Annotated in this window: 19 protein-coding genes and 1 pseudogene; 14 read left to right on the top strand and 6 right to left on the bottom strand. The window is 72.0% G+C overall.

Annotated features, from left to right (window positions below; genetic code table 11):
• Positions 1-10 precede the first annotated feature (10 nt).
• Together kdgD and SJY07_RS04250 are read right to left on the bottom strand one after the other, a co-directional pair.
• A complete protein-coding gene (kdgD, locus tag SJY07_RS04255; protein ID WP_380157232.1) occupies positions 11-934 on the bottom strand; it encodes a 5-dehydro-4-deoxyglucarate dehydratase in 924 nt (307 codons plus the stop codon).
• 28 nt (positions 935-962) lie between these two features.
• A complete protein-coding gene (locus SJY07_RS04250) occupies positions 963-2,252 on the bottom strand; it encodes a glucarate dehydratase family protein (RefSeq protein WP_380157230.1) in 1,290 nt (429 codons plus the stop codon).
• Positions 2,253-2,408: 156 nt separating this feature from the next.
• On the opposite strand from SJY07_RS04250, the gene SJY07_RS04245 reads away from it, so the two are divergent.
• From SJY07_RS04245 to SJY07_RS04220, 6 genes are all read left to right on the top strand, one after another.
• Positions 2,409-2,930, top strand: coding sequence for a Uma2 family endonuclease (locus SJY07_RS04245; RefSeq protein ID WP_380157228.1), 522 nt, complete (start codon positions 2,409-2,411; stop codon positions 2,928-2,930).
• Between the two features lie 102 nt (positions 2,931-3,032).
• Positions 3,033-3,269: a hypothetical protein gene (locus SJY07_RS04240; protein ID WP_380157226.1), complete on the top strand. Its 237-nt coding sequence runs from the start codon at positions 3,033-3,035 to the stop codon at positions 3,267-3,269.
• Positions 3,270-3,510: 241 nt separating this feature from the next.
• Positions 3,511-5,211: a 2-isopropylmalate synthase gene (gene leuA / locus SJY07_RS04235; RefSeq protein ID WP_380162156.1), complete on the top strand. Its 1,701-nt coding sequence runs from the start codon at positions 3,511-3,513 to the stop codon at positions 5,209-5,211.
• Between the two features lie 144 nt (positions 5,212-5,355).
• A complete protein-coding gene (locus SJY07_RS04230; protein WP_380157224.1) occupies positions 5,356-6,936 on the top strand; it encodes a GGDEF domain-containing protein in 1,581 nt (526 codons plus the stop codon).
• Positions 6,937-6,969: 33 nt separating this feature from the next.
• The gene (recO, locus tag SJY07_RS04225) at positions 6,970-7,749 is read left to right on the top strand and encodes a DNA repair protein RecO (RefSeq protein WP_328295489.1); all 780 of its coding nucleotides are present in this window, start codon (positions 6,970-6,972) and stop codon (positions 7,747-7,749) included.
• A complete protein-coding gene (locus tag SJY07_RS04220) occupies positions 7,746-8,858 on the top strand; it encodes a serine hydrolase domain-containing protein (protein WP_380157222.1) in 1,113 nt (370 codons plus the stop codon). The genes recO and SJY07_RS04220 overlap by 4 nt, the downstream gene beginning before the upstream one ends.
• Here SJY07_RS04220 and SJY07_RS04215 read toward each other — a convergent pair.
• Positions 8,846-9,415: a histidine phosphatase family protein gene (locus SJY07_RS04215; protein ID WP_328295491.1), complete on the bottom strand. Its 570-nt coding sequence runs from the start codon at positions 9,413-9,415 to the stop codon at positions 8,846-8,848. The genes SJY07_RS04220 and SJY07_RS04215 overlap by 13 nt on opposite strands.
• Positions 9,416-9,492: 77 nt before the next feature.
• Between SJY07_RS04215 and SJY07_RS04210 the strand changes: the two genes are divergently transcribed.
• A complete protein-coding gene (locus SJY07_RS04210) occupies positions 9,493-10,263 on the top strand; it encodes an isoprenyl transferase (RefSeq protein WP_380162154.1) in 771 nt (256 codons plus the stop codon).
• A gap of 60 nt (positions 10,264-10,323) precedes the next feature.
• Here the strand turns inward: SJY07_RS04210 and ppc are convergent.
• The 3 genes and pseudogenes from ppc to SJY07_RS04195 form a co-directional block, all read right to left on the bottom strand.
• Positions 10,324-13,157 (bottom strand): annotated as a pseudogene (gene ppc, locus SJY07_RS04205) (phosphoenolpyruvate carboxylase).
• A 171-nt stretch (positions 13,158-13,328) separates the two neighbouring features.
• Entirely contained in the window at positions 13,329-13,607 is a 279-nt protein-coding gene (locus SJY07_RS04200) for an HU family DNA-binding protein (protein ID WP_328295494.1), read from the bottom strand.
• Between the two features lie 53 nt (positions 13,608-13,660).
• A complete protein-coding gene (locus tag SJY07_RS04195) occupies positions 13,661-14,146 on the bottom strand; it encodes a transcriptional repressor (RefSeq protein WP_328295495.1) in 486 nt (161 codons plus the stop codon).
• A gap of 203 nt (positions 14,147-14,349) precedes the next feature.
• On the opposite strand from SJY07_RS04195, the gene SJY07_RS04190 reads away from it, so the two are divergent.
• The 7 genes from SJY07_RS04190 (at position 14,350) to SJY07_RS04160 (ending at position 20,964) form a co-directional block, all read left to right on the top strand.
• Complete coding sequence (locus tag SJY07_RS04190) at positions 14,350-15,738, top strand: glycine--tRNA ligase (RefSeq protein ID WP_328295496.1); 1,389 nt, start codon at positions 14,350-14,352, stop codon at positions 15,736-15,738.
• A gap of 58 nt (positions 15,739-15,796) precedes the next feature.
• Positions 15,797-16,246: a MerR family transcriptional regulator gene (locus tag SJY07_RS04185; RefSeq protein WP_380157218.1), complete on the top strand. Its 450-nt coding sequence runs from the start codon at positions 15,797-15,799 to the stop codon at positions 16,244-16,246.
• A complete protein-coding gene (locus tag SJY07_RS04180) occupies positions 16,183-17,445 on the top strand; it encodes a benzoate/H(+) symporter BenE family transporter (RefSeq protein ID WP_328295498.1) in 1,263 nt (420 codons plus the stop codon). The genes SJY07_RS04185 and SJY07_RS04180 overlap by 64 nt, the downstream gene beginning before the upstream one ends.
• A 69-nt stretch (positions 17,446-17,514) precedes the next feature.
• Positions 17,515-18,456, top strand: a complete 942-nt coding sequence (locus tag SJY07_RS04175; RefSeq protein ID WP_380157216.1) for an ABC transporter ATP-binding protein — start codon at positions 17,515-17,517, stop codon at positions 18,454-18,456.
• The gene (locus tag SJY07_RS04170; RefSeq protein ID WP_328295500.1) at positions 18,453-19,202 is read left to right on the top strand and encodes an ABC transporter permease; all 750 of its coding nucleotides are present in this window, start codon (positions 18,453-18,455) and stop codon (positions 19,200-19,202) included. The genes SJY07_RS04175 and SJY07_RS04170 overlap by 4 nt, the downstream gene beginning before the upstream one ends.
• A 38-nt stretch (positions 19,203-19,240) precedes the next feature.
• On the top strand, positions 19,241-20,359 hold the full coding sequence (locus SJY07_RS04165) for a sensor histidine kinase (RefSeq protein WP_380157213.1): 1,119 nt from the start codon (positions 19,241-19,243) through the stop codon (positions 20,357-20,359).
• Complete coding sequence (locus SJY07_RS04160) at positions 20,356-20,964, top strand: response regulator (protein WP_380157211.1); 609 nt, start codon at positions 20,356-20,358, stop codon at positions 20,962-20,964. The genes SJY07_RS04165 and SJY07_RS04160 overlap by 4 nt, the downstream gene beginning before the upstream one ends.
• The last annotated feature ends 50 nt before the right edge of the window (positions 20,965-21,014 follow it).

Below are 21,014 nucleotides of genomic sequence, written 5' to 3'. Positions count from 1 at the left end.
CTCCACCACGTCAGACCACCCTCTTGACCAGGTCGCTCAGCTCGGCCAGTTCGCCCGCGGTGAGGTCGACCAGCGGCGGGCGCACGGGACCGGCCGGCCGGCCGACGGCGGTCATCCCGGCCTTCACGATCGAGACCGCGTACCCGTTGGTCCGGTTGCGGATGTCGAGGTAGGGGATGACGAACTCCCGCAGGCGGTCGTAGACACCGTCGCGGTCCCGGGCGGTGACCCGACCGTAGAAGTCCAGCGCCCACTGCGGGGCGAAGTTGAAGATGGCCGACGAGTACGTGGTGGCCCCGAGTTCCAGGTAGGGCAGGGCGTAGGTCTCGGCCGTGGGCAGCCCGCCGACGTAGACGAGGCGGTCGCCGTGGGTGGCGTACAACGTCGCCATCAGGTCGATGTCGCAGATGCCGTCCTTGAACCCGATGAAGTTCGGGAACTCCTCGACCAGCCGGTTCACCGTCGCCGCCGTGAACCTCGCGTTGGCCCGGTGGTACACGACGACGCCCAGGGACGTCGCGCGGCAGATCGCGGCGACGTGCTGGTACAGCCCCTGCTGGGTGAGTTCGTTGAGGTAGGGCGGCAGGACGAACACGCCGTCCGCACCGGCCGCCTCGACGGCCCGGGTCATCTCGACCGCGGTGGACGTGCCGTACCCGACCGGGCCGACGACGGGGCTGCGGTGCTCGTTGGCCTCGACCGTGGCGGAGACGACCTGCAGGACCTCGGCGATCGTCAGCGCCGGGAACTCGCCCGTGCCGCCCGCCGCGAACAGCCCGGACGCGCCGAACCCGCTGAGGTGGGCGACGTGGTCGCGGTAGCCGGCCTCGTCGAAGCTGAGGTCGGCGTGGGTGTGGGTGACCGGGAACGAGAGGAGACCGGAGCCGAGGGCGGTGCGGAGGTCGGTGGGGGCGAGGTCGCTGGGCTGGGTCACGGGATCTCCGGTTCGGGGGGTGGGGGGTTCACCAACGGGCGGTGTTCGGGCTGAAACCCGGGTCGACGGTGCGCATGTACGTCGTGTCGTCGCGGTTGCGGATGCCGCACGCCAGGTACTGCTCGTGCAGCCGGGCGAGCGCGTCCCGGTCGAGTTCCACCCCGAGGCCCGGGGTGGTCGGCACCTTCACCGCGCCGCCCGCGAAGGTGAGCACCCCGGGGAGGACGACGTCGTCCTCGGGCCGTTTCCACGGCCAGTGCGTGTCGCACGCGTAGTCGAGGTTCGGGGTCGCGGCGGCGAGGTGGGTCATCGCGGCGAGGCTGATCCCGAGGTGGGAGTTGGAGTGCATCGACAACCCCATCCCGAACACCTCGCAGATCCGGGCCAGGTCCTGCGAGCGGCGCAGTCCGCCCCAGAAGTGGTGGTCGGAGAGGACGACCTGGACGGCGTCCTGCGCGACCGCCGGGGGCAGGTGTCCGAAGGCGACGACGCACATGTTGGTGGCCAACGGCATCCGCCCCTGCAGCTTCGCCGCGACGCTCGCCATGCCCTCGAGTCCGGGGGTCGGATCCTCGAGGTACTCGAGAACCCCGTCGAGCTGCTCGGCGACCCGGACCGAGGTCTCGGGGGTCCAGGCGCCGTTGGGGTCCAGGCGCAGCGGCAGGTCGGGGAACTCCGCGCGCAGCGCCCGGATCGCCTCGACCTCCTCGTCCGGCGGGAAGACCCCGCCCTTCAGCTTGATCGCGGTGAACCCGAACTCGTCGACCATGCGGCGGACCTGGGCGACGACACCGGCGGGGTCCAGCGCCGCGCCCCAGTCGTCGTCCTCCTGGCCGGGGTGGGCGGCCCACTTGTAGAACGCGTAGGCGCTGTAGGCGACCTCGTCGCGGACCCTCCCGCCGAGGAGGTCGCTGACGGGGCGGCCGGTGAGCTTGCCCTGCACGTCGAGGGCGGCGACCTCGAACGCGGCGACGACGCGGTCGGCGGTGTTGGAGGTGGTGATCTGCAGACCCGTGCCGTGCCCACCGGTGGTGGTGTCCCCGCTGAGGGAGTCCACGACCGCGCGTTGCAGCGCGTTCAGGTCGAAGACGTCGAGACCCCGGAGCCGGACCGCGGCCGCGCGGAGGCGGTCGAGGTGGGCCGCGTCGCCGTAGCTCTCGCCGAGACCGTGGAACCCGTCCTCGGTCTCGACCTCGATGACGCTGCGCAGGGCGAAGGGTTCGTGCACGCCGACGTTGTTGAGCAGGGGGAGGTCGCGGAAGGCGACCGGGGTGATCTCGACCCGGGTGATCCGGCTCGTGGTGCTGCGGCTGGGCATGTCCGTCCTTCGTCATCGGCAGGAGGTGACGCCATCGTGCCACACGTCCACATCTGCGGACAATGACCTAGGACGTGTTCGATGCAGGGATCTGTGGTCGTGGCATCCTGTCGAGTACGAGTCAATGGGCAGGGCGAGCACGACCCGGGGGGCGGGATGACCACTGAGACGCGGGTGCGCCACGTCGTGAACGACGGTGGTCTCGACGAGTGGCTGGACGAGCGTCGACGACTCGGCCAGGACGGGCGCGACGAGGTCTGGGACGGGGTCTACCACGTGGTTCCGCACGCACGGAGCAATCACGGCAAGCTCGCGCACAAGCTCAGTGCCGAGCTGCACGAGGTGGCGCGAGCGAGGGGAGTCAACCCGACGGGCGAGTTCAACCTCGGCGACGCCAACGACTACCGCATTCCCGACATGGGCTGGACCGCATCGCCCGTCGACGACGCGGACCTCTACGTGCCCTCCGTGGAGATCGTCGTGGAGTTGGAGTCCCCGGGCGACGAGACGTGGCAGAAGGTGCCGTTCTACTTCGCGCGGGGGGTGCGCGAGGTGTGGGTCATCGCGCCCCACGACCGAGGCGTGCGGGTGCTGACATCAGGGGGCCACGACGTCGGGCTGAGCGACGTCCTGGGTGTCACGCTCGCCCAGATCCGGGCGGCGCTCGGCTGGGACTGAGAGCCCAGCTGTTCGCCACCCGTCGCTGGGGACCCGTCGAGGGCCGAACCACCAGCGGAGGTCGCTCAGGAACAACTCGCAGAGGGAGCGTGAGGACGAGAGGTGGCGCAGGAACCGGCCGCCCACGAGCGGTCGCTGCAGAAGATCTTCTCCAGCGGTTGCGCGTTCAGCGTCCCTGTCCACCGACGTCCCTACCGCTGGGGCCGCGACGAGGCGGTCCGACTCCTCGACGACCTCGAGCAGTCCGCTCCTTCGGAGGTTCGACCGGCTCGGCCGTCTTCGCGCTCACGACGCAGGTCCTGGAACGCGAACTCGATCGACGCGTGGGAGGTGCGCTGAGCCAGCGGGTGGAGCGCGTCCTCACGGACTCCCGTCGTCAGGTGGGTCAGGGCCTTGAGCGCTACGGGGTCCGTGGGGGTACGGTGTCGGTGTGGCTCGTCTGGAGAACCTCCTCCTTCGTCGCCGCGCCGGGGCCAGCTAGGCCGGTCTCCCCGTCGCGGGACCTCGTCGTGCGTGCCGGCCGCCCCACCAGAGCCGCCCATGAGGAGCAGAAGTGCAGAACACCCAGAACCCCAGCCCGATGCCGTTCGGCAAGTACGTTCCCTTCCACGAGCAGATCACCGTGGAACTGCCGGACCGGACCTGGCCGACCAAGCGCATCGAGAAGGCGCCGCGCTGGTGCGCAGTGGACCTGCGCGACGGCAACCAGGCCTTGATCGACCCCATGAACGCCGAGCGCAAGCTGCGGATGTTCACGCTGCTCGTCGAGATGGGCTACAAGGACATCGAGGTGGGCTTCCCGTCGGCGAGCCAGACGGACTTCGACTTCGTCCGCACGCTGATCGAGAACGACCTCATCCCCGACGACGTGCGCATCCAGGTCCTGACCCAGGCCCGCGAGCACCTCATCGAACGCACCTACGAGTCCCTGCGCGGGGCGAAGCAGGCGATCGTCCACCTGTACAACTCCACCTCGGTGCTGCAGCGCCGCGTCGTCTTCGGCAGCGACGAGGACGGCATCGTCGACCTGGCCCTGCAGGGTGCGCGACTGTGCCGGAAGTTCGAGGAGACGATCCCGGACACGACGGTCTACTACGAGTACTCCCCGGAGTCCTACACGGGCACCGAGCTCGAGTTCGCCGCCCGCATCTGCAACGCCGTCATCGAGGTCTTCGAACCGACCCCCGAGCGCCAGGTGATCGTCAACCTGCCCGCCACCGTCGAGATGACGACGCCGAACGTCTACGCCGACTCCATCGAGTGGATGTCGCGCCACCTCGCCCACCGCGAGAACGTCCTGCTCTCGCTGCACCCGCACAACGACCGCGGAACCGGTGTCGCCGCAGCCGAACTGGGCTACCTGGCCGGTGCGGACCGCATCGAGGGCTGCCTGTTCGGCAACGGCGAACGCACCGGCAACGTCGACCTGGTGACCCTGGGCCTGAACCTCTTCAGCCAGGGGATCGACCCGCAGATCGACTTCTCCGACATCGACCACGTCCGCCGCACCGTCGAGCACTGCAACCAGCTCCCCGTCGGCGAGCGCGTGCCCTACGGCGGCGACCTCGTCTTCACGGCCTTCTCCGGCTCCCACCAGGACGCCATCAAGAAGGGGCTGGAGGCGATGGAGCGCGACGCGGCGGCCGTCGGGAAGACCGTCGACGAGATCCCCTGGGCCGTTCCCTACCTGCCGATCGACCCCAAGGACGTCGGGCGTTCCTACGAGGCCGTCATCCGGGTCAACTCCCAGTCGGGCAAGGGGGGCGTGGCCTACCTGCTGAAGGCCGAGCACCAGCTCGACCTGCCGCGCCGGCTGCAGATCGAGTTCAGCCGCGTCATCCAGGAGCACACCGACGCCCAGGGCGGCGAGGTCTCCTCGAAGCAGATCTTCGACGTGTTCTCCGACGAGTACCTGCCCTCGAAGACCGGCACCCCCGACTGGGGTCGGTTCGCGTTGCGCGGCACCCGCTCCGTGAGCGTGGTCGACGGGGCGGACACCCTGGAGGTCGACCTCTACGACGGCGGGGTGGTCACCACCGTCCAGGGCACCGGCAACGGCCCCATCGCGGCGTTCTGCGCGGCGCTGGGGGAGCAGGGCGTCGACGTCCGCGTCCTCGACTACGCGGAGCACGCGCTCTCGGCCGGTGGCGACGCACAGGCCGCGGCCTACGTCGAGTGCGCCGTCGACGGGCGCGTCCTGTGGGGTGTGGGCGTGGACCACAACATCACGACCGCGTCGCTGAAGGCCGTCGTCTCCGCGGTGAACCGCGCTCTGCGCTGACGCCCACCCCTTCTCGCCCCGTGATCTCGTGCGGTGTCCCGCGCAAGATCACGGGGCGAGGTGGTTGAACGTGCATCTAGAAGATTCGGCCACGCTCCGCGATCGCACCCGGTAAGATCTGTCACCACGTGTGATCGTGACGGTGTGATCGAAGGGGGCGCGGTGGGCAACGAGCTCGAGGTCGTCAGTCCGTTCGGACCCTTCGACGCCCTCGCGGAGTCCGCGCACCGCCTCTACCTCGACGGCTACGGCGAAGCCGCCATCGCCGCCAGCCGCGAAGGCCTCCTCTTCACCGAACTCGCCGGCGACGAGCGCACCGCCCGCTACCTGCAGTTCATCTGCGGGGTCGCGCTGCACCAGCTCGGCCGCGCCGCCGAGGCCAGCGAAGAGGCCGGCCACCTGCTGCGCCGCCTCGGCACCGACGCCGAACCCGTCTGGCGCGCCAAGGCCCTCGCCCTGCTCGCCGAGTCCCGCGTCGACCTCGGCATGACCGCCCTCGCGATGGACCACCTCGCCGAGGGCCAGCTGATCGTCTCCGCCCAGCCGATCCGCACCTACGACCACCTCTCGGCCACGATGTCGGTCGCGCTCGCGCTCAACGCCCTCGCGCTCTTCGAACCCGCCGACGAGCTCATGGTCCAGATGCTCGCCCTCACCTTCCCGCCCGCCCGGGTCCGGCTCAACGTCGCCCAGGAAGCCGCCGTCCTGCAGGTCGCGTGGGGCGCCATGCTCGAGGTCGCCGGCCGCGCCCCGGAAGCCTGGCCGCACTACACCGTCGCCCTCGCCCGCGCCGCCCGCATGCGCGCGCTCGCCCACGACGTCGGCTACCCCGAGATGCTCGCCCGCGCCGAGGCCATCGAGGCCTTCGTCCTGCAGCGCACCGGGCAGACCGACCTGGCCCAGGGTCGGCTGCGGCCCGCGATGGCCGCGTTCCGGCTGCGCGAGGAACTCGCCGAGACCCAGATCGCCCGCATCGCCATGGCCCAGGCGCGCGCCGACGCCGGCGACCAGACCGAGGCCGCCGAACTCCTCGCCGCCGTCCAGCGCGTCTCCTCCTCCACCCAGCTCGACGTCTGGGGCCTCACGGCGCTCGCCGTCCGGGCGCGCAACGCCGTCCTGCGCGACGGACGCAGCGAGGCCGCGGACGCCCTCGAGCTCCTCGCGCAGATCTCGCTGTCGCGGTTGTGGGAGGACCGGGAGAGCCGGTTCGAGGCCCTGCAGGACCGCATCCAGCAGCGCGAGATGGCCGAGCAGCACGAGCGCATCGGTCGTGCCGCCCTCGTCGACCCGATGACGGGTCTCGGCAACCGCCGCCGGCTGCAGCAGGTCCTGGAGCGCCCCGACCAGCGCTTCAGTGCCGTCCTCCTCGACGTCGACCGCTTCCGCGCCGTCAACGACGAGCACGGCCACGACGCCGGCGACGCCGTCCTGCAGCGCATCGCCGACCTCCTGCAGCGCAACGTCTCCGACGACGACATCGTCGTCCGGTTCGGGGGTGACGAGTTCGTCGTCCTGGTCCCGGGGAACCGGAACGCCGAACCGACCGCCGAGCGCCTCCTCGAGGTCGTGCGCAAGGAACCGTGGCTGGAGATCTCCCTCGGGCTGCGGGTCACCGCGTCGGTGGGGTTGGCCGGGCCGGCCTCGGCCGCCGAGGCCCTCGCCGGTGCGGACGCCGCCTGCGACGTCGCCAAGCGCGCCGGGCGCGACCGCCTCGTCACCGCCTGACCCCTCCGGGTGGGGGACGCCTAGAGTGGGGGTGTGGCGGGGGCGCGGGGATCGAGCATCGGCGGGGCGAAGACCTACCGCGACGAGGCCGTCGTCCTGCGCGCCACCAAGCTCGGTGAGGCCGACAGGATCCTCTCGCTGCTGACCCGCCACCACGGCCGGGTGCGGGCCGTCGCCAAGGGGGTGCGGCGCACGTCGTCGAAGTTCGGCGCGCGCCTGGAACCCTTCACCTGCATCGACGTCCAGCTCCACCACGGCCGCACCCTCGACACCGTCACCCAGGTCGACGTCCTGGCCCCCTACGGGCAGAACCTCGCCACCGACTACGGCCTCTACACCGTCGGCTCGGCGATGCTGGAGACCGCCGAGCGGTTCACCGAGGTGGAACGGGAGGTCGCGACCCAGCAGTACCTGCTGCTCGTCGGGGCGCTGCGTTCGCTCTCCCGCCGCGAGCACGACTCCTCGCTCGTCCTCGACGCGTTCCTGCTGCGCTCGCTGGCCATCGCCGGCTACGCCGCGAGCTTCACCGACTGCGCGAGGTGCGGAGCACCCGGCCCGCACGCGGCGTTCAACATCTCCGCCGGCGGGGCCGTCTGCTCCTCCTGCCGCCCGCCGGGTTCCGCCGCGCCCGACCCGCGGACCCTCACGCTCCTCGCGGCGCTGCTCAGCGGGGAGTGGGAGATCGCCGACGCCGTGGAGGAGCGCTGCCGCCGCGAGGGCAGCGGTCTCGTCGCGGCCTTCCTGCAGTGGCACCTGGAGCGCGGGATCCGCTCGTTGCGGCACGTGGAACGGGAACCGCTGGTCCCGCGATGAGTTCCGGGCTCGGCGCAGGTCACCCCGTCGTGCTGCAGGAACTGCTGGAGTCCTTCGTCCGCTCGGGAACCATCGCCGGCGCGGTCGCCCTCGTCGAACGTGACGGTCGTCGCGAGGTCGCCGTGGCCGGGGTCGCCGATCTCGCGACCGGGCGCCTCCTCACCCGCGACACCCCGTTCCGCTACGCCTCGATCACCAAACCCCTCGTCGCGGCGGCCACGATGACCTTCGTCGACGACGGCGCCCTGCGCCTCGACGACCCGATCGAGCGGTGGCTACCGGAACTGCGCGGCGTCCGGGTGCTCCGGACCCCTGATGCGGACCTCGACGACACCGTTGCACTGCAACGCCCCCAGAGCGTGGAGGACCTGCTGACGTCGCGCTGCGGTTGGGGTTTTCCCTCCTCGTTCGAGGGGGAGTGGGTGCAGTCGCTGTTCCCGCTGCAGCCGGGGCTGGAGATCTCCCTCCCGCCGGCTCCGCAGGAGTGGCTCACCGCGCTCGCCGCGCTGCCGTTGCGCCACCAACCCGGCGAGGGCTGGCTCTACAACACCAGCTTCGACCTGCTCGGGATCCTGCTCGCGCGGGTCGGGGGAGCCGATCTCGGCGAGGTGCTGCGGACGCGCCTGTTCGGACCCCTGGGGATGCGCGACACCGCGTTCTCGGCCGCACCCGACCGACTTCCCGCGGCCTACCGGCTGGGCGCGGACGGCCTGGACCTCTTCGACGCCTCCGACGGGAGGTGGAGCAGCCCGCCGCGCTTCCTCTCCGGCGCCGGCGGGTTGGTCGGGACGCTGGACGACTGGTCGCGGTTCGCCCACGAACTGCTGGCCCCCCGGCTGCTGTCGCCGGACGCGGTGCGGGCCATGACCACCGACCACCTGATCGACGCCCAACGCCTCGAGGGGGAGGTGTTCCTCGAGGGTGAGGGGTGGGGTTTCGGCGGGTCCGTGCACCCGGTCACCGGCCGCTACGGGTGGGTCGGCGGGTCGGGGACGAGCGCCCACGTCGTCCCCGCTCGCGGGACGACCGGGATCCTGCTGACCCAGACCGCGATGGACTCGCCCGTCCCCCCGACGTTCCTGCGGGAGTTCTGGGACTACGCCTTCTGAGGTTCCCGGGTCAGGCGCCAGTCGTCGTCGAAACCCTCGACGACCACCGACGTCGCGTTGGCCATCCGCGGCAGTGCGAGGCCCATCAGGCCGTTCACGGTGGCGCGCAGGAACGTCCCGTGCGCGACCACGACGAGCGGCGCGTCGCCGTGCTCGGCGCGCAGGCGGCGCAGGGCCGCCGCGCCCCGGGCGCAGACGTCGTCCCAGGTCTCCTGACCGGGGCGCTCACCGTTCGGGAAGCGGGCGGTGAGCTCCTCGAGGTCGCCGCCCTCGGCCTCGCCGAAGTTGCGCTCCACGAGGTCGTCGTGGGCGGGCAGCAGCTCCAGGCCGAGGTGGTCGGCGATGATCTGGGCGGTCTCGCGGGCCCGGGAGAGCGGCGAGGACGTGATGGCCGTCCATCCCTGACCGGCCAGCTGGTCGGCGAGCGCCAGCGCCTGGGCGCGGCCGGTGTCGTTCAGCGGGATGTCGGTGCGTCCCTGCAGCCGGCCGTCCCGGTTCCAGTCGGTCTCCCCGTGCCGGACGAGCGCGGTGCGGGGAGGAACTGTGGGGGAGGGCACGTCCCATGGTCTCACCTGGCACCCTGGGGACCGTGCCAGGACGTCGACGCTCAGCCCCGCCTCCCGTGAACCGCGTGGTGGTCGCGCCCCCGCCCCACCCCTCCGGCGCGCGGCCGCCGACGTTGCCCGCCGACCTCGTCCCGAAGCACGTCGCGATCGTCATGGACGGCAACGGCCGCTGGGCGAACGCCCGGGGTCTGTCCCGCGTCGAGGGCCACAAGATGGGCGAGGCGTCCCTGCTCGACGTCGTCGCCGGGGCCATCGAGGTGGGGGTGACCCACGTGTCGGCCTACGCGTTCTCGACCGAGAACTGGAAGCGCAGTCCCGACGAGGTGAAGTTCCTCATGGGGTTCAACCGCGACGTCATCCGTCGCCGGCGCGACGTCATGAACTCCTGGGGGGTGCGGGTGCGCTGGGCGGGGCGTCGTCCCCGCCTGTGGCGCAGCGTGATCACCGAGCTCGAGACGGCCCAGGAGATGACCCGGGACAACACCGTCTGCACGTTGACGATGTGCGTGAACTACGGCGGCCGCGCGGAGATCGTCGACGCGACCCGGGCCATCGCCCAGGAGGTCGCGGCCGGGAGGCTGAACCCGGACCGGATCGACGAGAAGACGATCGCCCGCTACCTCGACGAACCGGACATGCCCGACGTGGACCTGTTCTGGCGTTCCTCGGGGGAGCAGCGGACCTCGGGGTTCCTGCCGTGGCAGTCCACCTACGCCGAGATGGTGTTCTCCGACGTGCTCTGGCCCGACGTGGACCGGCGGTCGTTGTGGGCGGCCATCGAGACCTACGCCGAACGGGACCGGCGCTACGGCGCGGCCCGGGACACGCCCACCGCCTGAGGGATCGTTGCCTCCCCGGTGTCACTGGACGACACCGGGGAGGCAACGATCCCCAACGGGTCAGCCGGTGTTGCGCATTCCCGCGGCGATGCCGTTGATGGTCAGCAGCAGGGCGCGGCGCAGGGCGGGGTCGACGTCGTCACCGCTGGCCCGCGAGCGGGCGAGCAGGGACACCTGCAGGGCGTGCAGCGGTGCGAGGTAGGCGTCGCGCAGTTCCAGGGTCCGCTTGAGCACGGGCGCGGACTGCAGGAGTTCGTCCTGCTCGGTCAGCAGCAGGATCTCCTCCAGCGTCGTCGCGTGCTCGGCGCGGATCACGTCGAACGTCGCGCGCTGGTCGGGCGAGACGAGCTCGTCGACGTAGTGCCGGGCGATGCCCAGGTCGGTCTTCGCCAGGGTCATCTGCACGTTGGAGATGAAGCTGCGGAAGAAGCTCCAGTCGGCCGCCATGGCCTTGAGGTCGTCGCTGCGCCCGGCCTCGCGGGCCGCCTTGAGACCCGAACCCACCCCGAACCAGCCGGGCACGTTGATGCGGGTCTGGGTCCAGCCGAACACCCACGGGATCGCGCGCAGGTCCTCGAGCCCCCCGTCCCACCGGGGCGACGGGAGGGACGCGAACCCATGTTGAGGTTCCCGAGCTCCTCGACCGGGGTGGCGGTGAGGAAGAACGGCACGAGACCGGGGTCGCCGATGAGGCGGCGGTAGGCCTCCTGGCCCTTCGCGGCGACGATGCCCATCGTCACGTCCCAGTCGTCCAGGACGGTGTCCGGCTGCAACGGCGTGCGGTGCAACGTGGACGCCTCGAGCGCGGCGGACAGCGCGACCTCGAGGTTGTGGCGGGCCAGGCGCGGCTGGACGTACTTGTCGGAGATCACCTCGCCCTGCTCGGTGACCTTGATCGGACCGTCGAGGGTGCCGTAGGGCTGGGCCAGGATCGCCTCGCCGGTGGGACCGCCGCCGCGCCCGACCGACCCGCCGCGGCCGTGGAAGAGGCGCAGGGTCACCCCGTAGCGGGCGGCGACGTCGCGCAGCGCGCGCTGGGCGCGGTGGATCTGCCAGCGCGAGGCCGCGATCCCGGCGTCCTTGGAGGAGTCGGAGTAGCCGAGCATGATCTCCTGCACGTTCCCCCGGGCCGCCACGACACGACGGTAGGAGGCGTCGGAGAGCAGACCCTCGAGGAGTTCCTCGGCGTTCTCGAGCTCGGTGACGGTCTCGAAGAGCGGGGCGAACCCGATGCGCGCCACGTCGTTGGCACCCGGCGTCTCGGCCAGGTCGACGAGGCCGACCTCACGGGCCAGGACGACGACGGCGAAGAGGTCGTCGATGCCCTTGGTCATCGAGACGATGTAGGTCTCGATCGTCTCGTCGCCGTAGCGGTCGAGGGAGTCGCGGATGGTCGAGAACAGCCGTACGACCTTCTCGGGGGTCCCCGTGAGGGTGCGGACCGCGGCGCCGATGAGCGGGCGGTGGCCCGTCATCTCCTTGGAGAGGAGCTTGGTGCGGGCGGTGCGGTCGAGGTCGGCGTAGGGCGTGATGAGTTCACCGAGGCGGTCGTAGATCGCGCCGAGCGCCTCGTGGTGCTTGCCCGCGTCCTCGCGCACGTCCAGGGTCGCCAGGCCGAAGCCCACCGCGCGGGTGACGCGCAGCAGCCGGGCCACGGCGCCGTCGGCGACGAGGTGACCTTCGTTGGCGCGCAACGACTCCGAGATCATCACGATGTCGGCGGTGAACTCGGCCACCGACGCGTAGTCGCGGCCGGGGACGTGGTCGTTGCCGGTGTGCAGCCGCGCCCGGGTCCCCTCGAGGCGGGCCAGGACGTAGGACAGCTTGAAGCGGTAGGGCTCCTCGCCGTTGAGGTGGATGCGGGAGGCGTGCACGTCGGGCAGCGCGGCGGCGTCGGCCTCGAGGGAGGCGAGCAGTTCCTCGGAGAACCCGACGATCTGGGTCGAGGCCGCGAGCTGGGTCATGAGGTCGCGGGTGGCGGCGCTGAGGACGTCCAGGGCCGCGTCGTGCTGCATCCCCAGGACCTCGGCGGTGACCTCGGGGGTCACGTTCGGGTTGCCGTCGCGGTCCCCGCCGACCCAGTTGCCGAAGCGCAGCGGCTGGGCGTCCAGCGGCAGGTCCAGGCCGAGCTCGGCGAGCCCGACCGAGAGGTCCTCGAGCAGGTCCGGCAGGACCGTGGAGGTCAGGTTGCGCAGGTAGTGCAGCGCCGAGCGGGCCTCGTCGGCCGGTCGGGGGCGCAGGACGCGCAGCTCGTCCGTCTGCCACAGCTCGTCGACGAGTTCGGCGAGGCGGCGCTGGCCGCGCTGGGCGTCGACGGGGCGCTGCGTCGGGTCCTCGGAGGCCTCGACGATGGTGGTGATCCGCAGCAGCAGGTCGAGCACCGAGCGACGGCTGGACTCGGTGGGGTGCGCGGTGAAGACCGGGCGCAGCTGGAGGCGACCGAGGATCTGCTGGGCGGTGGCCGGGTCGAGGTCACCGGCGGCCAGGGCCTCGCCGAGCCGGGCGAGGGTGGCGTCGAGGCCGCCACCGGACTGCTTGGACAGCTCCAGGCCGCGGTGCAGCTGCTCGGAGGCGTTCGCGAGCTGGAAGTAGGCGGTGAAGGCACGGGCCAGCACGATGGCGGTCGCGTCGTCCACCCCGGAGAGCAGCCGGGCCAGCTCCGCGCCGTCGTCGGCCTCGCGGGCCAGGGCGCGCACCTGCTCGACCAGGTCGAGGAGGTCCTGACCCTCGTGCCGGGTGAGCGAGGCGCCCAGGAGTTCCCCGAGCCGTCGGACGGAGGCCCGCAGGGCCGCGTGACCCTCGTGGGAGGAGACGCCGTCGACGGTCAGCCCGTCCTGGGACGTGCTCCGTACCTGGTCGTCCACTCCACTGGTCTCGTCGTGCGTGGTGCTCATCGCCTCGCCTCGCCTCCCTGCCGGTGCTCGGGTCGACGCTGACTCCGGGTGCACGTCCTGACTTGCCGTCCACCGCCCGGAGGGGGCGGCGGGGGCAGTCTTGCGTGTCCGTCGCCAGGGACGAAACCGGGGGAGGCGAGGCGCAGGTGCGTCCTCGGTGCGGACGCGACCTCAGCTGCCGTTGGCGGCGGCCTTGAGCTTGGAGCCGGCGGTGAGCTTGGCGCCGAAGGAGGCGGCGATCTCCATGGTCTCGCCGGTGCGCGGGTTGCGGCCCGTGCGGGCGGCGCGTTCCACGCGTTCGACGGTCATCAGGCCCGGGAGCTTGACGACCTCGCCCTTGCCGACGGCCTCGACGAGGACGTCGCCCAGGGCGTTGAGCATGGTGTCGGTGTCGGACTGCGTCAGGCCTGCGCGCTGGGCGACGGCGGTGACGAGTTCGGAGCGGTTCACGGTCTCTCCCGTTTGTCTCGAAGACGGTGGTCGGCCTGTGACGTTACCGGTCGTCACTGCTCGTGCTCAGCACGCGGCTCCCCGTGGGCCGCGTCGGAGGGGTCCGTGGAGGTCCCGCGAAGAGCGTCCTGCGGTGCTCGGACGAGCTCGCTGCACCCCGCGCACACGCCGAAGACCTCGACGACGTGCTGGACGGCGGTGAAGCCGTGGTCGGCGCCGACCCGCTTGGCCCAGGCCTCGACGGCCGGCCCCTCGACCTCGACGGTGGCCCCGCAGCGACGGCAGACCAGGTGGTGGTGGTGCCCGGTGGAGCAGCGGCGGTAGACGGCCTCGGCGCCGTCGTCGGTGCGCAGCACGTCCACGTCACCGTCCTCGGCGAGGACCTGCAGCGCGCGGTAGACCGTGGCCAGGCCGACGTTCTCGCCCCGGGCCCGCAGCTTGGCGTGCAGGTCCTGGGCGGAGAGGAAGGCGTCGGCCTCGTCGAGGACCGCGGAGACGGCCGAACGCTGCTTCGTGGACCGGCGGGCCGGGATCGACACGACTGGCTCGTCTCCTTCCGTTCGTCCTGCGAGCCGTTCTCGACAGGCGGGTCAGGTCACCCTACGTGCTCGCGTGCACTGGGCCGAGCGGCGTCGGGCAACGAGCAGGCGGGATCGCTCAGCGCGTAACCTCTGCGAGGACGCCTGCCCCGCCCGCGGGGTGGCGCTCGACCGCCGACACCCAGCCGGACAGGAGATCCCGCGTGGCCTCGCCCACCCCTCGCCTCGACGCCGTCATCAACCTCGCCAAGCGCCGAGGTTTCGTCTTCCCCTCGGGTGAGATCTACGGCGGTACCCGCTCGGCCTGGGACTACGGCCCCCTCGGGGTCGAGCTGAAGGAGAACATCAAGCGCCAGTGGTGGCGTCAGATGGTCTCCTCCCGCGACGACGTCGTCGGCCTGGACTCCTCCGTGATCCTGCCGCGGCGCGTGTGGGAGGCCTCCGGTCACGTCGAGGTCTTCAGCGACCCGCTGGTGGAGTCGCTGCAGACCCACAAGCGCTACCGGGCCGACCACCTGCTCGAGGCCTACGAGGCCAAGCACGGTCACCCCCCGGTCAACGGCCTCGCCGACGTGCCGGACCCGGAGACGGGCGTGCGCGGGCAGTGGACCGAACCCCGCGACTTCTCCGGCCTCATGAAGACCTACCTCGGTGCGGTCGACAACGAGGAGGGGATGCACTACCTGCGCCCCGAGACCGCCCAGGGCATCTTCGTGAACTTCGCCAACGTCATGGGCTCCGCGCGCAAGAAGCCGCCGTTCGGCATCGGCCAGATCGGCAAGAGCTTCCGCAACGAGATCACCCCCGGCAACTTCATCTTCCGGACGCGTGAGTTCGAGCAGATGGAGATGGAGTTCTTCGTCGAACCCGGCACCGACGAGCAGTGGCACCAGTACTGGCTCGACGAGCGCATGTCCTGGTACACGGGCCTGGGCATCGACGCCGGCAACCTCCGGTTCTTCGAGCACCCGCAGGAGAAGCTGTCGCACTACTCCAAGCGGACGGTCGACATCGAGTACCGGTTCGGGTTCCAGGGCTCGGAGTGGGGCGAGCTCGAGGGCGTCGCCAACCGCACCGACTACGACCTGACGACGCACGCCCGGGAGTCCGGCGTCGACCTGTCCTACTTCGACCAGACCAAGGGCGAACGCTGGGTCCCCTACGTCATCGAACCCGCAGCGGGTCTGACCCGTTCGCTCATGGCGTTCCTCGTCGACGCCTACACCGAGGACGAGGCCCCGAACACCAAGGGCGGCGTCGACAAGCGCACCGTGCTCCGCCTGGACCACCGCCTCGCCCCGGTCAAGGCCGCGGTGTTTCCGTTGTCGCGCAACGAGTCCCTCTCGCCGAAGGCGCGTGACCTCGCGGCCGAGCTGCGCCGGAACTGGAACGTCGAGTTCGACGACGCCGGCGCCATCGGCCGTCGTTACCGCCGTCACGACGAGGTCGGCACGCCGTACTGCATCACCGTCGACTTCGACACCCTCGAGGACGAGGCGGTGACCATCCGCGAACGCGACACGATGGCGCAGGAACGCGTCGGGCTGACCCAGGTCACCCAGTGGCTGGGGGCGCGCCTCATCGGCGCCTGAACCACGGGCGGACGGCCGGAACCCCTGGGGGTTCCGGCCGTCCGTCTAGGCTTGCCGCGTGGACTCCAGCTTCGGGATCGGTGAGGTCAGTGAGCTGACGGGGATCGGCGTCGACGCGCTGCGCTTCTACGAACGCGAAGGGCTCCTCGTCGGACCCGTCCGGCGCGACCCCGGTGGCCGACGCCGCTACTCGACGCTCGAGGTCGAGTGGCTGCGGATGTGCGCGCGGCTGCGGGGCACGGGGATGCCCGTGCCCGACGTCCGCCGCTACGCGGAACTCGTCCGGGCCGGCGAGGGCAACGAGGCCGAACGTCTCGGCCTGCTCGCCGCCCACCAGCACCGCGTCGAGGAGCAGCTGGCGGAACTCGCCTCCGCCCGCGACGTCATCGCCGCGAAGGTCGACCTCTACGCGGCGCGCCTCGCCGCCGGGACCGCGGGGGAGTCGTGGGTCGCCGGCCCCTCCCCGTGCGTCGCCGCGGTCCCCGCGCGGGTCGACGAGGTGGCCTGATCCGCTCCCCGTCCGGCGAACCCCGGCACGAGCTGCCCCGTCCCGAACTCGCCCGTCCCGTCGTCGCGGGCGTCGTCGCCGCGCTGACCGGGTTCGCGAGCTCCTTCGTCCTGGTGCTCGCGGGGCTGACCGCCGCCGGAGCCTCGCCCGCGCAGGCGGCGTCCGGTCTGCTCGCCCTCTGCCTCGCCCAGGGGCTCCTCGCCTGCCTCCTGTCCTGGCGCACCGGGCAGCCGCTGTCGTTCGTCTGGTCGACGCCCGGGGCCGCGCTGATCGTCGCCGCGCAGGGACGCACCGGTTCCTTCGCCGCGGCCGTCGGGGCGTTCCTCCTCTGCGCGCTGCTGCTCGTGGTCACCGGCGCCTGGCCGTGGCTGGCGAACCTCGTCCGGCGGGTTCCCACCCCGGTCTCGGGGGCGCTGCTGGCCGGGGTGCTGCTGCCGTTGTGCCTGGCCCCGGTCACTGCGGTGCGCCGTGAACCCGTGGCCGCGCTGGCCGTCGTGGTGGTGTGGCTGGTGCTGCGTCGCTACGCCACGGCGTGGGCGGTGCCCGCCGCGATGGTCGTCGGACTCCTCGGCACGGCGTGGCTGCTGGAGGGCGGGATCGCGCTCGAGTGGGCGCCGCGGCTGCTGGCGGTGGTCCCCGCGTTCGACCCCTTCGTCATCGTCTCGCTCGGGGTCCCGCTCTACGTCGTGACGATGGCCGGGCAGAACGTCCCGGGTTTCGCGATCCTCGACACGTTGGGCTACCGCGACGTCCCCGTCGCCCGCGTGCTCGTCGGGTCCGGGGTGGGCAGCGCCGTCGCGGCGTTCTTCGGCGGGCACGCGGTGAACCTCTCGGCGCTCGCCGCCGGGATCATCGCGGGGCCGGGCGCGTCCGCGGATCCGCGCCGGCGCTGGGTCGCCGCCGTGGCCGGGGGAGGCGGGTACCTGGTGCTCGGGCTGCTCGCGACCCCGATCGCCGAGTTCGTCGGCAACGGTGACCCGGTCCTCGTCGAGGCCGTCGCCGGGCTCGCCCTGCTCTCCTCCTTCGCCGGGGGACTGACCTCCGCGTTGAGCGACCCGAGGCACCGGGTGACGGCGGGCCTCACGTTCGCCGTCGTCGCCTCGGGAGTCACCTTCGCCGGAGTGGGGTCGGCGTTCTGGGGACTCGCGGCCGGACTCCTCGTCTTCTGGTGGTCGCGGGAGCGCGTCGTCACGAGGTGACATCCGTCATGGGTCCGGGGTGACGCGAGGCCGAGGCGCCGAGGTCCCCGACCCGTGAGGCTCCTCCTCATGGAGAGCACAGCACCTGACGCGACGCTCACGCTGAGCACGAGCCCGGCCGCCATCGCCGTCACCGGCCTCACCAAGCGCTTCGGCGCGGTCACCGCCGTCGACGGTCTCGACCTCGGCGTGCGCCCCGGTGAAGTCGTGGCCTTCCTCGGCCCGAACGGGGCCGGCAAGACCTCGACGATCGACGTCCTGCTCGGCCTGTCCCAGCCCAGCACCGGGACCGCCAGCGTCTACGGCGTCCCCCCGCGCGAGGCCGTCGCCCGCGGCTGGGTGTCCGCCGTCATGCAGAGCGGTGGGCTGCTCAAGGACCTCTCGGTGCGCGAGACCGTCGAGGTCACCGCGTCGTTGTTCGCCCGCACCCAACCCGTCGACGTCGTCCTGCAGCGGGCCGGGATCTCCGACATCGCCGACCGGCGCGTCGGCAGGTGCTCCGGGGGTGAGCAGCAGCGGCTGCGGTTCGCGATGGCCCTGCTGCCCGACCCGCGCCTGCTCGTCCTCGACGAGCCCACCACCGGGATGGACGTCGAGGGCCGCCGGGCCTTCTGGGGCGCCATCCGCGACGACGCCCGGCGCGGGCGGACCGTCCTGTTCGCCACCCACTACCTCGAAGAGGCCGACACCTACGCCGACCGCATCGTCCTCGTCGCCCACGGACGGATCGTGGCCGACGGCACCCCGTCGCAGATCAAGGCGCTCTCCGCCGGGCGCACCGTCCGCGCCACCTGGCCCGGGGTGCGCCTGCACGACCTCGCGGAGATGCCGGGCGTGGAGGACCTGCAGGTGAACGGCGACCAGGTCCTGGTGCAGGCCACCGATTCCGACGCCGTCGCCCGGTTCCTGCTGACGCGCACCCCCGCCACCGACCTCGAGGTGACCGCCCGCGGTCTCGAGGACGCCTTCGTCTCCCTGACCAGCGACTCCACCCAGGAGGTCTCCCGATGACCGCGATCGCCCCCGAGGTCCCGCGCGGACTGGTGAACCCGACCTACCTGAAGCTGGACATCCGGCGGGTGCTGCGCAACCGGCGCACCCTGGTCTTCACCATCGTCATGCCGGTCGTCTTCTACTTCGCGTTCGGCGCGTCGCAGTCCGACGGTGACGCGAAGGGCTACGTGATGATCAGCTTCGCCGTCTACGGGGCGATGGTCGCGGCCACCAGCGTCGGCGCCTCCGTGGCCGTCGAACGAGCCAGCGGCTGGAGCCGGCAGTTGCGTCTCACCCCGATGCGCCCGGCGACCTACGTCACCTCGAAGGTGCTGTCCGCAGCGAGCATCGCCCTCATCCCCGTCGTCGTGGAACTGCTCCTCGGGGCGGTGACCGGGGCGACGATGCGGGCCTCCGCATGGGTCGTGGGCGGTCTCGTCGCCTGGATCGGATCCCTCGTCTTCGCCTCCCTCGGCCTCGCCATCGGCTACCTGGTGCCCTCCGAGAACGCCATGCAGGTCATGGGTCCGGTGCTCGCCCTGCTGGCCCTCATGGGTGGGTTGTTCGTCCCCCTGACGCTGTTCGGCTCGACGCTGCAGACCGTCGCGTCCTTCACCCCGGCCTACGGGGTCGGGGTGCTGGCGCACTGGCAGGTGCAGCACACCGGTTCCTTCGTCGGAGCCGTCGTGAACCTCGTGGTGTGGACGGGGGTGTTCGGAGCCGCCGCGGCGTGGCTGTTCCGCCGCGACACCGGCCGCGTGTGACCTCCGGCGAGAGCGCGGTGGCGTGGGAGGGTGCTCCCGTGCCGCCGCGCGAACCGCTGCCCGCCCTGGCGATCCCGCGCATGCGGGGCTCGGGGTTCGTGTTCGCCGGTGTCTGGTTGCTCATCCTCGTCCAGACCGTCGAGGACGCCTGGAAGAACCCCGACCGCGCGCTGGGGGCGCTCGCGATCGTGGCGACCCTCGGTTTCGCCGTCCTCTACTTCGTCCTGCTGTCGCGGGGTTGGTCGACGATGCGGGCCACCGGCGACCTGGGGGCCACCCGCCGGCGGGCCGTGCTGGGGCTGGCGGCGCTGTTCGCGCTGACCGCGGTGATCGTCCCCGGCGCCGGTTCCAGCGGCTTCAACACCGTCTACTTCATCTCCGCGTACGCCGCGTTCACGCTGCCGCTGCGACCGGCGCTGGGACTGTTCCTCGTCTGCGTCGTCGCGCTGGTGCTCGCCGGGCGGTGGGTGGACGGCTGGTCGGACCTGCAGAGCACCGCGATCGGGACGTTCTTCGCGGCCGTCGCGACCCTCGGGATGACCCGGCTCATCCGGCGCAGCCGACAGCTCGCGGCCGCGCAGCAGGACCTGGCCCGCCTCGCCGTCGCCGAGGAGCGCACCCGCTTCTCCCGGGACCTGCACGACCTCCTCGGTCACTCGCTGACGGTCATCACGTTGAAGGCGGAACTCGCCGGACGGCTCCTCGACGTCGACGTGGAACGGGCCCGTGTGGAGGTCGAGGACGTGGAACGCCTGGCGCGCACCGCGCTGACCGACGTCCGGGCCGCGCTGGAGGGCTACCGCGAGGTGTCCCTCGGCGCGGAACTCGCCGGCGCCCGCCAGGCGCTCGCCGCCGCGGGGGTCACGGGCCGGCTGCCCGGTTCCGTGGACGAGGTCCCGGGAGAGCTGCAGGAGTTGTTCGGCTGGGTCGTGCGCGAAGGGGTCACGAACGTGGTGCGGCACTCCGGGGCGCGCACCTGCTGGATCACGGTCTCGTCCTGCGCCGTGGTGGTCTGCGACGACGGCTCCGGGCCCCGGCCGGGGTCCGGGGGCGGAGCGGGACTCGCGGGCCTCGCCGAACGCGCCCGCGTCGCCGGGGGCGCGTTGACCGTCGGCCGGTCCACCCAGGGCGGTTTCGAACTGGGGGTCCGGGTGTGAGCATCCGGTTGATGCTGGCCGACGACCAGGCGTTGGTGCGGGGTGCGCTGGCGGCGCTGCTGTCGCTGGAGGAGGACCTGTCGGTCGTGTGCGAGGTCTCGCGCGGGGACCTCGTCGTGGCCGCCGCCCGCGAGCACCGCCCGGACGTCGCGCTGCTCGACATCGAGATGCCCGGCCTCGACGGGATCGCCGCGACCGCGGCGCTGCGCCGCGCGGTGCCCTCGGTGCGGGTGCTCATCGTCACCACCTTCGGCCGTCCCGGCTACCTGCGCCGCGGGATGGAGGCCGGCGCCCACGGGTTCGTCGTCAAGGACACCCCGTCCCGGGAACTGGCGGACGTGGTGCGCCGCATCGCCTCCGGGCTGCGCGTCGTCGACCCCGCGCTGGCCGCGGAGTCGCTGGCCGCGGGCGTGAACCCCCTGACCGAACGCGAGACCGACGTCCTGCGCCTGGCCCGCGACGGCCGGACCGTCGCCGACCTCGCCGCCGGGCTGTCGCTGTCCGAGGGCACGGTGCGCAACCACCTCTCCGCTGCGATCGGCAAGACCAGCGCGCGGACCCGCGCCGAGGCGGTGCGCCTGGCGGAGTCGCGGGGGTGGCTGTAGCCGTCGTCGCGGGGTCCGGTGGTTCGGGTCGTGGACGCCTCGCGCCACTA

Origin of the sequence: Kineococcus sp. R86509, assembly GCF_042466365.1 — a bacterium.
Lineage (GTDB): Bacteria > Actinomycetota > Actinomycetes > Actinomycetales > Kineococcaceae > Kineococcus.
This window is presented reverse-complemented; position numbering and strand designations above follow the sequence as displayed.